This is a genomic window from Pseudomonas sp. 10C3, assembly GCF_036346185.1.
Classification (GTDB): domain Bacteria; phylum Pseudomonadota; class Gammaproteobacteria; order Pseudomonadales; family Pseudomonadaceae; genus Aquipseudomonas.
Genome location: NZ_JASJVE010000012.1, coordinates 91,110 through 104,017 on the forward strand (window position 1 = coordinate 91,110; position 12,908 = coordinate 104,017).

Annotated in this window: 11 protein-coding genes; all 11 read right to left on the minus strand. The window is 59.3% G+C overall.

Annotation, left to right across the window (positions count from 1 at the left end; genetic code table 11):
• Nucleotides 1-3 precede the first annotated feature (3 nt).
• Genes QN399_RS13415 through rsmH form a run of 11 tightly spaced genes read right to left on the minus strand, consistent with a single transcriptional unit; the run spans nucleotide 4 to nucleotide 12,908 of the window.
• Nucleotides 4-963, minus strand: coding sequence for a D-alanine--D-alanine ligase (locus QN399_RS13415; RefSeq protein ID WP_322181809.1), 960 nt, complete (start codon nucleotides 961-963; stop codon nucleotides 4-6).
• On the minus strand, nucleotides 960-2,420 hold the full coding sequence (murC, locus tag QN399_RS13420; RefSeq protein WP_322181811.1) for a UDP-N-acetylmuramate--L-alanine ligase: 1,461 nt from the start codon (nucleotides 2,418-2,420) through the stop codon (nucleotides 960-962). Before murC ends, QN399_RS13415 begins: the two co-directional genes overlap by 4 nt.
• Entirely contained in the window at nucleotides 2,413-3,483 is a 1,071-nt protein-coding gene (gene murG / locus QN399_RS13425; protein WP_322181813.1) for an undecaprenyldiphospho-muramoylpentapeptide beta-N-acetylglucosaminyltransferase, read from the minus strand. The genes murC and murG overlap by 8 nt, the downstream gene beginning before the upstream one ends.
• Complete coding sequence (gene ftsW, locus QN399_RS13430; protein WP_219062358.1) at nucleotides 3,473-4,684, minus strand: putative lipid II flippase FtsW; 1,212 nt, start codon at nucleotides 4,682-4,684, stop codon at nucleotides 3,473-3,475. Before ftsW ends, murG begins: the two co-directional genes overlap by 11 nt.
• Nucleotides 4,684-6,030 (minus strand): UDP-N-acetylmuramoyl-L-alanine--D-glutamate ligase, encoded by a 1,347-nt coding sequence (murD, locus tag QN399_RS13435; RefSeq protein WP_330201036.1) that lies wholly within the window; start codon nucleotides 6,028-6,030, stop codon nucleotides 4,684-4,686. The genes ftsW and murD overlap by 1 nt, the downstream gene beginning before the upstream one ends.
• A gap of 5 nt (nucleotides 6,031-6,035) precedes the next feature.
• Complete coding sequence (mraY, locus tag QN399_RS13440; RefSeq protein WP_322181817.1) at nucleotides 6,036-7,118, minus strand: phospho-N-acetylmuramoyl-pentapeptide-transferase; 1,083 nt, start codon at nucleotides 7,116-7,118, stop codon at nucleotides 6,036-6,038.
• Nucleotides 7,118-8,485, minus strand: a complete 1,368-nt coding sequence (gene murF, locus QN399_RS13445) for a UDP-N-acetylmuramoyl-tripeptide--D-alanyl-D-alanine ligase (RefSeq protein WP_330201037.1) — start codon at nucleotides 8,483-8,485, stop codon at nucleotides 7,118-7,120. The genes mraY and murF overlap by 1 nt, the downstream gene beginning before the upstream one ends.
• Complete coding sequence (locus tag QN399_RS13450; protein WP_330201038.1) at nucleotides 8,478-9,941, minus strand: UDP-N-acetylmuramoyl-L-alanyl-D-glutamate--2,6-diaminopimelate ligase; 1,464 nt, start codon at nucleotides 9,939-9,941, stop codon at nucleotides 8,478-8,480. The genes murF and QN399_RS13450 overlap by 8 nt, the downstream gene beginning before the upstream one ends.
• A complete protein-coding gene (locus QN399_RS13455; protein ID WP_322182851.1) occupies nucleotides 9,941-11,677 on the minus strand; it encodes a penicillin-binding protein 2 in 1,737 nt (578 codons plus the stop codon). Before QN399_RS13455 ends, QN399_RS13450 begins: the two co-directional genes overlap by 1 nt.
• The gene (gene ftsL, locus QN399_RS13460; RefSeq protein ID WP_322181823.1) at nucleotides 11,677-11,970 is read right to left on the minus strand and encodes a cell division protein FtsL; all 294 of its coding nucleotides are present in this window, start codon (nucleotides 11,968-11,970) and stop codon (nucleotides 11,677-11,679) included. Before ftsL ends, QN399_RS13455 begins: the two co-directional genes overlap by 1 nt.
• Nucleotides 11,967-12,908: a 16S rRNA (cytosine(1402)-N(4))-methyltransferase RsmH gene (rsmH, locus tag QN399_RS13465; protein WP_322182853.1), complete on the minus strand. Its 942-nt coding sequence runs from the start codon at nucleotides 12,906-12,908 to the stop codon at nucleotides 11,967-11,969. Before rsmH ends, ftsL begins: the two co-directional genes overlap by 4 nt.

Here is a 12,908-nt window from a genome sequence, read left to right on the forward strand (position 1 = left end):
GGATTAACCTCGCGCCTCGACACTGTCAGCCAGAATCGCTAACACTAACTGCTGAAAATCCAGGCCCGCCGCTCGTGCCGCCATCGGGACCAGACTGTGATCGGTCATGCCGGGGACGGTGTTCACTTCCAACAACCAGAACTTGCCATCAGCATCCTGCATAACGTCCGCACGCGCCCAACCTGCAATGCCAACGGCCTCGCAAGCACGCGCAGTAAGATCTTTAAGCTCTTGTTCTTTTGCACTGTCGAGCCCGCAAGGGATCCGATACTGAGTATCGGAAGCCAGGTACTTGGCGTCGTAGTCGTAGAAACTGTGGGGAGTGCCCAGACCGATGGGCGGTAATATCTGGTCACGCAGAGTCGCGATAGTAAACTCCGGACCCTGGATCCATTGCTCGACCAATACTTGTGAATCGTAGGTGCTGGCAGCTTTCCATGCGGCGATCAACTCATCGACGCTGGTCACCTTGGCCATACCGATACTCGAACCTTCATGGGCAGGTTTGACGATTAAAGGGAAGCCCAGTTCCGTTGCCGCAGAAATACAATCAGCCTCAGTGCTCAATGCGGCATGCCGAGGTGTCGACAAGCCCAGACTTTGCCAGATCTGCTTGGTCCGCAACTTGTCCATGGCCAGCGCAGAAGCCAGTACGCCGCTGCCGGTGTAGGGGATCTCCAGACACTCCAGCAGGCCTTGCATGCTGCCGTCTTCGCCGCCACGACCGTGCAAGACGATAAAAGCACGATCAATTTTTTCGCTGACCAGACGCTGCAGGAAGTCGTCACCGACGTCGATGCCGAACGCGTCGACACCTGCACTTTGCAGGGCCTCAAGCACTGCCTGACCGGATTTCAGCGACACTTCGCGCTCAGCGCTTTTACCACCAAACAGGACGGCGACACGGCCGAAAGCCTTGGGTTCGAGCGTGGACAACAAGGTGGATTGCAGGGTTGAAGTCATTTCAGTTTCCCCTCGGTCGGGGCCACGACAGCACCTGCAAACAGCGGGCTTCGAAGCAGTTGCGGCGCGAGGCCACCAATGTCACCGGCGCCCTGGCACAGCAAAATATCGCCAGCACGCAACAGTGGTTTGACCAGCGGTGCCAACTCGACGCCACGCTCGATGTAGATCGGGTCCAGCTGACCACGTTGACGAATGCTGTGGCACAAGTTGCGACTGTCGGCACCTGGAATCGGTTCTTCACCGGCTGGATAGACTTCCATCAGCAACAACACGTTGGCTTCGGCCAGTACTTGCACGAAGTCATCGTAAAGGTCGCGAGTACGGCTGAAGCGATGAGGCTGGTAAACCATGACCAGACGACGATCCGGCCAGCCGCCACGGACAGCATTGATTACCGCAGACACTTCACGCGGGTGATGGCCGTAGTCGTCGACCAGCATCACATTGCCGCCTTCGACCGGCAGCTCGCCATAGATCTGGAAGCGTCGACCAACACCCTGGAAGCCTGACAGCCCCTGGACGATAGCCTCGTCGCTGACGCCCTCGTCGGTAGAGATTGCGATGGTCGCCAACGAGTTCAGAACGTTGTGGTTGCCCGGCATGTTTACCGAGACATCCAGCGGCGCGCGGTCACGACGCAGCACCGTAAAGTAAGTCAGCATGCCTTCCTGACGCACGTTGATGGCGCGTACGTCGGCTTCTTCGCTGAAGCCGTAAGTCAGCGTCGGACGCTTGATCAGCGGCAGAATTTCACGCACCACTGGATCATCGATGCACACCACGGCCAGCCCATAGAACGGCAGGTTGTGCAGGAACTCGACGAAGGTTTTCTTCAGTTTGTTGAAGTCGCCTTCGTAGGTCGCCATATGGTCGGCGTCGATGTTAGTGACCACGGCCACCAACGGCTGCAAGTGCAGGAAGCTGGCGTCGCTTTCATCCGCTTCAGCGATCAGGTAACGGCTGGTGCCTAACTGAGCGTTGGTTCCAGCAGCATTCAGGCGACCACCGATAACGAACGTCGGGTCCAGGCCACCGGCCGCGAACACCGAAGCGATCAAACTGGTGGTGGTGGTTTTGCCATGCGTGCCAGCGACTGCGATGCCGTGGCGATAGCGCATCAGTTCGGCCAGCATTTCGGCACGCGGGACCACAGGAATGCGACGTTCCAGAGCCGTAGCGACTTCCGGGTTCGCGGTATTGACTGCACTGGAGACCACAAGCACGTCAGCCGTCGCGATGTTCTCGGCGCGATGGCCGATAAACACCTTGGCGCCGAACGATTCAAGACGTTCAGTCACTGGTGAAGACTTCAAGTCGGAGCCGGACACTTTGTAGCCCAGGTTAAGCAGAACCTCGGCAATACCGCACATGCCCACCCCGCCGATACCGACGAAATGGATGCGACGGATGCGGCGCATTTCCGGCTGGGGCATCGCCCTCTTGCTCTCAACCATGAGCCACCTCCAGACAGATATCGACCACAGTGCGCGTTGCGTCAGGTTTGGCCAGGTGGCGAGCCGTGCGGGCCATGTTGTTCAATTGTTCGGGTTGCATCAAAACCTCTTTCAGGCGTGCGGCCATTTCGGCTGCGCCAGTTGTCGCTTGTGGCATGACGAAGGCTGCACCTTCGCGGGCCAGATAGTCGGCATTACGGGACTGGTGGTCGTCGATCGCGTGGGGCAACGGCACCAACAGCGACGGCAGGCCAGCCGCAGCCAGTTCACTGACGGTCAGCGCGCCTGCGCGACAAACCACCAGGTCGGCCCAGCCATAGGCTTGAGCCATGTCTTTGATGAAGGGCGCCACTTGCGCCTCGACATCGGCAGTGCGATAGCGCTCTGCGGTGATCTGGTCATGATTCTTGCCGGCCTGATGAAACACTTCAGGTCGCAACTCCAGCGGCACCTGTGCCAATGCAGCAGGCAGCAGTTTGTTCAGCGGTTCAGCGCCCAGACTTCCGCCAAGGATCAGCAGACGGGCTTTACGTCCGCCCAGCGCCTGACGCGGCGTTTCGAGAAACAACTCGGTGCGTACCGGGTTGCCGGTGGTACGGCGTTTTGCCGAAGCCGAAAACGTATTCGGGAAGGCTTCGCACACACGAGTGGCAAACGGCGCCAGGCTGCGATTGGCTGTACCGGCGACGGCGTTCTGTTCATGAATGATCAGCGGTACCCCCGCCAATTTCGCTGCCAAGCCGCCAGGGCCGGTGACAAAACCGCCCATTCCCAGTACGCAGACCGGTTGCAACTGACGGACGATCTTGCGCGCCTGCAGCAACGCCCTGAGCAGCACAAACGGCGCTTTCAACAGCGAAATCACGCCCTTGCCCCGGAGGCCGGTCACGTTGATCAAATGCAGCGGCAAGCCCGCTTGAGGGACCAGTTCGTTTTCGATACCGCGCGGCGTGCCGAGCCAGTGCACGCGGTAGCCGCGGGCCTGGAACTCGCGCGCACAGGCCAGCGCCGGGAAGACGTGCCCACCCGTACCGCCCGCCATGATCAGCACGTTAGCGCCCATGGGTCGGCTCCTCGGTGAAGTCGCTTTCATTGAATTCCGTTTCTTCACTGCCGGTATTGGTCCGCGCCTCCCACTCGATGCGCAGCAACAAGCCCAGGCTTGCGCAGCAGATCACCAACGAACTGCCGCCATAACTGAGGAAGGGCAAGGTCAGGCCTTTAGTCGGCAGTAGCCCGACGTTTACGCCAATGTTGATCAGGAACTGACCAATCCACAGGAACGCCAGACCGTAAGCCACATAGGCAGCGAAATATTGCTTGGCCCTTTCGGCCCACATGCCGATGTACATGGCCCGGATACTGACGAATACAAACAGGCCCACAGTGATCAGCGAGCCAACCACGCCCAACTCTTCCGCGAGCACGGCAAACACGAAGTCGGTGTGCGCTTCAGGTAAATAGAACTGTTTCTGCACGCTGTTACCCAGACCGACGCCGAACCATTCGCCACGGCCAAAGGCAATCAGGGCCTGGGTCAGCTGATAACCGGAGCCAAACTGATCGGACCAGGGGTCGGTGAAGGTGATCAGGCGCGCCATACGATAGGGCTGCGCTTGAACCAGCACGAACACCGCGCCCACCGCCAACACCACCATCAGGGTGAAGCGGAACAGCCCTACGCCACCGAGGAACAGCATCGCAGCAGCAGCCCCCATCATTACCACGGTGGCACCGAAGTCCGGCTCCATCAGCAGCAAACCTGCCATGGGCAGCAAAACGATGAATGGCTTGAAGAAGCCCATCCAGCTTTCGCGGACTTCCTGCTGGCGCCGTACTAGGTAACCGGCAAGAAAAATCACCACGAAAACCTTGGCGATTTCCGAAGGCTGGACGTTGAACATCCCGAAGCCGATCCAGCGCATCGAACCGTTAACCTCACGGCCCAGCCCCGGCACCAATACCATCACCAGCAAGCCGAAGGCGCCAATCAACATCAGCCAGCCCAGGCGCTGCCAGGTTGAAACCGGAATCATCATGGTCACGCCACAGGCGCCCAAACCGATGACCAGATACACCAGGTGACGCATCATCATGTATAGCGGGTTGCCGGACTGCACGGCGGCCACTTCTGACGAGGCAGAAGTGATCATCACCAGGCCCAGGCCCAGCAGCGCAAGGCAACCGGCCAACATCGGAAAGTCGACATCAATGCCGCGACCGCTGATCAGCGGCGATGGATAAGGCTTGATCACACCCAGAATCATGACAAGCCCTCCACGGCATGAGCGAACACACGCCCGCGCTCTTCGAAATTCTTGAACATGTCCAGGCTGGCACAGGCGGGAGACAGCAATACCGCATCCCCGCTCTGCGCCCATTCGGCAGCACGTTGCACAGCTTCGTCCAGGGTTTTGACGCGGACTAAAGGCACCGCATCGCCGAAGGTTTTGGCAAGCAATTCAGCATCGCGGCCCAACAACACAACCACGCGGGAATAGGCGGCGACAGGGGCACGCAAGGCACTGAAGTCAGCACCCTTGCCATCTCCACCTGCGATCAACACCAACTTGCCCGCGATATCCACGCCCAAGCCTTCGATGGCAGCCAGCGCGGCGCCAACGTTGGTGGCCTTGGAGTCGTCGTAATAGTTGACACCTGCACGCTCCCGCAGCCATTGGCAGCGATGCGCTAGGCCGGTGAAGGTGCGCAAGGCGCTGAGCATGGCGTCGAACGGCAAGCCCACCGCATGCCCAAGCGCCAACGCAGCCAAGGCGTTGGACTGATTGTGCGCGCCGCGAATTTTCAGCTCGCGGACCGGCATCAGGTTGTCGAACTGGAAGGCGAGGTATTTTTCGCCGTTCTCTTCGCGCAGACCGAAGCCGTGGAAATCTGGTGTATTCAGACCGAAGGTCCAGCACGGCAGGCCTTCACCGATCAGCGGCCGCGACAGTGCGTCCTGACGATTGACCACCACTTGCCGGGCGCCACGAAAAATCCGGTGCTTGGCCAAGTGATACGCCGGCAGACCGCTGTAACGGTCCATGTGATCTTCGCTGACGTTCAACACTGTCGCCACTTCGGCGCCAAGCTGGTCAGTGGTTTCAAGCTGGAAGCTGGAGAGCTCGAGCACGTAAAGCTCGACCGAGTCATCGAGCAAGTCCAGCGCCGGAGTGCCGAGGTTGCCGCCGACTGCAACACGCCTACCCGCTGCGGCCGCCATTTCACCCACCAGCGTGGTGACCGTGCTTTTCGCATTCGAACCGCTGATTGCAACGATGGGCGCCTTCGCGTTACGCGCGAACAATTCGATATCACCCGACAGTTTCACGCCACGGGCTGCCGCTTGCTGCAATGCAGGGGTCGCCAATGCCAGACCGGGGCTTACGTACAGCTCGTCGGCACGGCAGAGAAACTCCACATCCAGCTCGCCGCAACGTACTTCCACTTGCGGGTAGTCCTGACGCAACGTCGCCAACTCAGGCGGATTGTCCCGCGTATCAGCCACAGCAAACGACACACCCTGCTTCGCCAGGAAGCGAACCAGGGACATGCCGCTCTTGCCGAGGCCGACAACGATGCGGAAGTGGTCAGAAACGATCAGAGACACTCGCTCTACCTCAGCTTCAGGGTGGCAAGGCCGATCAGCACCAGAATCACGGTGATGATCCAGAAACGGACAATCACGCGCGGCTCGGGCCAGCCTTTGAGTTCAAAGTGGTGGTGAATCGGTGCCATGCGGAACACACGGCGACCGGTCAACTTGAAGGACGCGACTTGGATCACGACTGAAAGGGTTTCCATCACGAATACACCGCCCATGATGAACAGGACGATTTCCTGACGAACGATCACCGCGATGGTGCCCAGTGCGGCGCCCAGCGCCAGGGCACCGACGTCGCCCATGAACACTTGCGCCGGGTACGTGTTGAACCAAAGAAAGCCAAGGCCTGCGCCAATCAACGCGCCGCAAAATACAATAAGTTCACCCGCGCCCGGTACATAAGGGATCAGCAGGTATTCAGCGAATTTCACGTTACCCGACAGGTAGCAGAAGATACCCAGCGCACCGCCAACCATCACCGTCGGCAGAATCGCCAGACCGTCGAGGCCGTCGGTCAGGTTGACCGCGTTGCTCGAACCGACGATCACGAAGTAAGTCAAGACCATGAAGCCAATGCCAAGCGGGATACTGGCGTCTTTGAACATCGGCACGATCAAGGTGGTTTCAACCACGCTAGGCGCAGTCGTATAAAGGAAGATCGCCGCGCCGAGGCCGAACACCGACTGCCAGAAGTATTTCCAGCGGCTAGGCAAACCCTTGGAATTCTTCTCGATCACTTTGCGGTAATCGTCGACCCAACCAATGCCACCGAACAGCAACGTGACGATCAACACGACCCAGACATAACGGTTACTCAGGTCAGCCCACAACAGGGTGCTGACGGTAATCGCTGAAAGGATCAACGCCCCGCCCATGGTCGGCGTGCCCGATTTGGACAGGTGCGACTGAGGACCGTCATTACGTACCGATTGGCCGATCTGGCGATTCTGCAGGGTGCGAATCATCCATGGACCCAGGCACAGCGAGAGCGACAATGCAGTGAGCACGCCGAGAATCCCGCGCAGGGTCAGGTATTGAAAGACCGCGAAGCCTTTGTAGAACTGTTGCAGATATTCCGCCAGCAGCAGCAGCATTAGTGTTTCTCCCGGCTAGAACCACACAAAGCCGCCACGACGTTTTCCATCGCAGCGCTGCGCGAACCCTTGATCAAAATAGTGGTATTAGTGTCCTGCTCGGCGCCCAGCGCCGCGATCAGGTCAGCCTGGTTAGCGAAGTGGCGAGCGTGCTGGCCAAAAGCGCTCACGGCATGAGTCATAAGAGGCCCTACCGCGTATAACGCCGACACCTTGCCCGCAGCGTATGCGCCGACCTGGCGATGGCCTTCTTCCGCCCACTCGCCCAACTCGCCAATATCCCCGAGCACCAGGACGGTGCGCCCGGAAAAGCCGGCGAGTATATCAACGGCAGCGCACATTGAGGTGGGGTTAGCGTTGTATGTGTCGTCGATTACGCGGATACCATTAGGGGTCAGTTGCGCGACCGCACGACCGTTGACCGGCTGTACCGCATTCAATCCTGCAACGATACCTTCCAGCGAAACACCCAACGCATGCGCCGCCGCCGCCGCAGCCAGTGCATTGGTGACGTTGTGCGTGCCCAGCAGGTTGAGCTGGACAGTCGCCGCGCCGGACGGACCGTGCAATGTGAAACTCGGGCACCCGCGAGCATCGCGGGTCAGATCACGCGAGTAGAAATCAGCAACGTCGTCGCTCAAGGCAAAGCTCACGACCTGGCGTCCATCCGCCCGTGCGTGCCAGATGGCGAAGGCCTTGTCATCACGATTGAGTACCGCGATACCGGCTGGATCGAGGCCATCGATAATTTCACCCTTGGCCTGGACAATTTTTTCCGGGCCGCCGAACTCACCCACATGGGCGGTTCCGGCATTGGTGATCAGTGCGACATGGGGTTTGGCCAGGCTGACGGTGTAGGCAATTTCGCCAACACGCGAGGCGCCCAGCTCGATCACGGCGGCCGTGTGTTCAGCCGCCAGCTCAAGCAGGGTCAGTGGGACCCCCAGGTCGTTGTTCAAATTACCGCGAGTGGCCAGTACCGGCCCGCGCGTGCGCAAAATGCTCGCAAGAAGTTCCTTGACCGTGGTCTTACCGCTGGAACCGGTGATCGCGGCAAGCGGCTTGTCGAACGCATTGCGATTCAGTGCACCGAGCTGCGCCAGCGCCTGACGGGTATCTTCGACCACCAGTTGCGGCAGAACGGAACCTGCGACCTCACGCTCGACCAACGCACCGACCGCGCCTTTGCCCGCGACGTCATCGAGATAATCATGGCCGTCGAAACGTGGACCGGTCAGCGCTATAAACAACTGGCCCGGAACAATGGCGCGGCTGTCGATGCTGACACCGGTAAAGCTGCAATCCGCATTGACCTGACGGGCAGCGAGTGGCGCGATCAGTTGACTGAACGTCAGTGGCTTAAGCATGTGCCACCTCCCATGCAGTCAAGGCTTTGCTGGCTTCTTCCAGATCGGAGAACGCATGACGCTGCCCCTCGATTTCCTGGTAGTCCTCATGACCTTTGCCTGCCAACACGATCACGTCCGCCGCGCTGGCGCTGGCAATCAATTGGGCAATCGCCTGGCCGCGACCGGCAACGAAGCTGACTTTATCGACGGCAACAAACCCTTGGCGGATGTCATCGAAAATCTGCGCAGGCACCTCTGTCCGTGGATTGTCATCGGTGACCACAACCAAATCCGCCAGCCGCTCAACCACTTCAGCCATCAACGGACGCTTGCCGCGATCTCGATCCCCGCCACAACCGAACAGGCACATCAGCCGGCCCTTGGCGTGCGGGCGCAGTGCTTCGAGGACTTTTTCCAGTGCGTCGGGTGTGTGTGCGTAATCAACCACGACCAACGGCTGGGTGCCGCCGCCCAAGCGCTGCATGCGACCGATCGGGCCTTCCAGTTTCGGCAGCACGCTTAAAATTTCATCTAGCGCGTAGTCCAGGCCCATCAACGCGCCGACCGCCGCCAGCACGTTGCTCAGGTTGAAACGCCCCAGCAGGCTGCTTTGCAGGTTGTGCTCGCCTTGCGCGGTGACCAGGATAGCGCGCACGCCATCGTCATCGAAGTGTGCATCACGGCAGTAAAGGTCTGCACGGGGATCGTCAAGGCTGTAGCTGATCAGGCGCGACTCTTGTCGTTCTTTGACCAGTTGCCGACCGAAATCGTCATCCAGATTGATCACTCGACAATGCAGATTGGGCCAGGCAAACAATTTCGCCTTGGCGGTTGCGTAGGCTTCCATCGTGCCGTGGTAGTCCAGGTGGTCACGGGACAGGTTGGTCAGCACTGCAACGTCGAACGCCAACGCAGTCGCACGCCCTTGATCCAGTCCATGGGAAGACACTTCCATCGCCACCGCACGAGCGCCCGCTTTCTTCAAATCGGCCAGCGTCGCTTGCACGGCTATTGGATCAGGCGTGGTATGGCGGCCGCTTTGCAGCGCACCATAAAATCCGGTGCCCAGGGTGCCAACAATCCCACAGTGCTGCCCAAGCTGATCCAGCGCTTGCGCGACCAACTGGGTGACACTGGTTTTGCCGTTAGTGCCGGTGACGCCCACCAGATTCAAACTGCGGCTCGGGTCACCATAAAAGCGCCCGGCGATGTCGGACAGTTGTGCAGCCAAGCCCTTGACCGGAATCAACGGCACATCAGTGATGGGTAAAACGCTTGCGCCTTCAACTTCATAAGCAACTGCGGCAGCGCCCCGTTTGAGTGCATCGGCGATATGCGCACGACCATCGAGCTTGCCGCCCGGCACCGCCAGAAAGAGATCGCCGGCACGTACATTACGGCTGTCGAGGGTCAACTCGCGGATCAACAGATCGCGGTCGGCATGGGCAAAGATCTTGTTCAGGCTAACAGGCATTAACCACGCCCTCCTTTAACAACAGGCGCAGCATTGACTTGTTCCTGCGTGGGAATTGGTGCCAGATTATCCGGCGTAACGTTCATCAGTCGCAGCGTGCCGGACATGACCTTGCTAAATACTGGAGCCGACACCAGTCCACCGTAGTAGCCCGCTTTGCCGGGTTCGTCGATGACCACGACTACCGCGTACCGCGGGTTGCTCATCGGACCAAAGCCCGCAAACAAAGAGCGATAGGAGTTTTCGGCGTAACCCTTGGTGCCCACCGCTGTTTTACGTGCGGTACCGCTTTTGCCGGCCACATGGTAGGACGGCACACGAGCGCGGAACACACCGCGCGGGTCTTCGATCACTTGCTGCAACATGCCTTGTACTGTTTTTGCGGTAGCCTCCGGAATCGCTTGAGTAGCCTCCGGTGGCGTGTCGGTTTTCAGGATGGTCAGCGGCACGATACGGCCATTGTTGGCCAGCGCGGAGTAGGCGTGCACCAACTGCAACGCGGTGACCGACAGACCGTAGCCATAGGACAAGGTTGCGGTTTCTGCTTTGCGCCACTCACGGTAGTTAGGCAAATTGCCAACGCGCTCGCCAGGGAAACCCAAGCCAGTGTATTGGCCCAGCCCGACTCGCTGCATCGCACGGAAAATCGCTTCGCCGCCGACGTCGAAGGCCACCTTACTCATACCGACGTTACTGGAGTTGATCAGGATCCCGGTCAAATCGAGGATCGGGCCCTCGGTCTTGGTAACGTCACGAATGGTGTATTTGCCGATCTGCAGCGTGCCAGGGTAAACCTCGACTTTGTCGGTAGGTTTCCAGCGACCACTGTCCAGAGCGGCGGTCATGGAGATCGGCTTCATGGTCGAGCCCGGCTCGAACACGTCGATGATGGCGCGGTTACGCATCGCCGCCGGCACCATGGTGCGACGGTTGTTGGGGTTGTAGGTCGGTGAGTTGACCATGGCCAGCACTTCGCCAGTCTTCACGTCCATGATCACCAGGCTGCCAGCCTTGGCGTCGTTTTCCTGAATGGCGTTGCGCAACTCGCGGGTGGCCAGGTATTGCAGGCGCAGATCAATAGACAAAGCCAAGGTCTTCCCGGCCTTGGCGTTTTTTGTAACCTGAACATCCTTGATAAGTCGTCCGCGCCGGTCCTTGATGACCTGTCGCTTACCCGGTACACCGGCAAGCCAGTCGTCATACGCCAGTTCGACCCCTTCACGACCATGGTCGTCCAGGTCGGTGAAGCCCACCATGTGTGCAGTGACATCGCCCGCCGGATAGAAACGCCGGAACTCTTCGATGCCATAGACACCAGGGACTTTCAGGTCGAGCACGACTTGACCTTGTTCCGGCGTCAGGCCGCGAACCAGGTAGATGAATTCTTTACCGGCCTGAGCATCCAGACGGTCGCCGAGCAGTTTTGCGTCCTGCCCCAGAGCGGCGGCAAGCGCAGGCCATTTCTCTTTAGCCTGCTGCATTTCTTTCGGGTTGGCCCACAGCGTCGTCACAGGAGTACTGACCGCCAATGGCTCGCCGTTACGGTCGGTGATCAAGCCACGGTGAGCCGGGATAGGGATGTGTCGTACGCTGCGAGCATCGCCCTGACCTTTCAAGAAGTCATGGTCTATCACCTGCAGATCGATGATGCGCCAGCAGATCGCGCCCACCATAATGCCCAGCAGCCCCACCACCACGCGAAAGCGCCAGGGATAGAGGGCGCCCTCGAGCTTCATCATGGCGCCACCATCCGCACTTCAGCAGCGCTGGGAATACGCATTTTGAGTTGTTCGCTGGCCAGCGTTTCAATCCGGCTGTGGGCGGTCCAGGTGCTTTGTTCAAGAATCAGCCGACCCCACTCTGCCTGCGCCTTGTCACGCACGCTCAACTCGGAGTACAGGGAGTTAAGTAACTGCCGGTTCCAGTGGGCGCTGTAAGCCACACCGATCGCCGAAACCAACACGGCAAGGAACAGCAGCAACATAATGAAACTACCGCCAGGTAGAGGCTTGAGGAAAAGGCGGCTCACCGGAGCTTCTCCGCCACACGCATGACAGCGCTACGCGAACGTGGATTGGCTTTGGTTTCAGTCTCGGAGGCAAACTGCGCCTTGCCCAGAATTTTGATTTTTGGATCAAACGCCTGAAACCGAATTGGCAGGTCGCGGGGCATTTTGTCGGCTTCGCCTTTGGCGAGCTTGCGCATGAACAGTTTGACGATGCGATCTTCCAGCGAGTGGAAGCTTATAACAACCAGCCGGCCACCGATTTCCAGCGCTTCAAGTGCAGCTTCAAGCCCGGTTTCAAGATCGCCCAGCTCGTTATTGACGTGGATACGCAAGCCCTGGAACGCACGGGTCGCTGGATTCTTGCCTTTTTCCCACGCGGGGTTGGCAACCTTGAGCACTTCCGCGAGATCACCCGTGCGTTCGAAACGCTGAGTCTCACGACGCTGAACCACGGCATTTGCCATGCGCTTGGCGAAGCGCTCTTCGCCGTATTCCTTGAACACGCGAGCGATTTCTTCTGCTGATGCAGTGGCGATAAAGTCGGCGGCGCTGATGCCACGCGTTGGGTCCATACGCATGTCCAACGGACCGTCGTTCATGAAGCTGAAACCGCGTTCTGGGTCGTCCAGTTGTGGGGAGGACACGCCAAGGTCGAGCAATATACCGCTGACCTTGCCTGCCAGACCGCGACTTTCGAGTTCAGAACCCAGCTCGGCAAAGCTGCGCTGCACAATGACAAAGCGGCCGTCTTCGGCCGCCAGCGCTTGCCCGGTGGCAATTGCTTGGGGGTCTTTATCGAATCCCAGCAAACGACCGCCCGGCCCCAGGTGCTGCAATATCAAACGGCTGTGTCCGCCACGCCCAAACGTGCCATCCAGGTAGCAGCCATCGGCACGCACCGCGAGAGCCTCTACGGCTTCGTCAAGCAGTACGGTGATGTGGGTAAAGCCGCTATTCAT

Bases quoted from the DNA above. Each gene is read 5' to 3' on its own strand.
- QN399_RS13415 (WP_322181809.1), bottom strand. From the start codon at position 963: ATGACTTCAACCCTGCAATCCACCTTGTTGTCCACGCTCGAACCCAAG.
- murC (WP_322181811.1), bottom strand. From the start codon at position 2,420: ATGGTTGAGAGCAAGAGGGCGATGCCCCAGCCGGAAATGCGCCGCATC.
- murG (WP_322181813.1), bottom strand. From the start codon at position 3,483: ATGGGCGCTAACGTGCTGATCATGGCGGGCGGTACGGGTGGGCACGTC.
- mraY (WP_322181817.1), bottom strand. From the start codon at position 7,118: ATGCTGCTGCTGCTGGCGGAATATCTGCAACAGTTCTACAAAGGCTTC.
- murF (WP_330201037.1), bottom strand. From the start codon at position 8,485: ATGCTTAAGCCACTGACGTTCAGTCAACTGATCGCGCCACTCGCTGCC.
- QN399_RS13450 (WP_330201038.1), bottom strand. From the start codon at position 9,941: ATGCCTGTTAGCCTGAACAAGATCTTTGCCCATGCCGACCGCGATCTG.
- QN399_RS13455 (WP_322182851.1), bottom strand. From the start codon at position 11,677: ATGAAGCTCGAGGGCGCCCTCTATCCCTGGCGCTTTCGCGTGGTGGTG.
- rsmH (WP_322182853.1), bottom strand. From the start codon at position 12,908: ATGAATAGCGGCTTTACCCACATCACCGTACTGCTTGACGAAGCCGTA.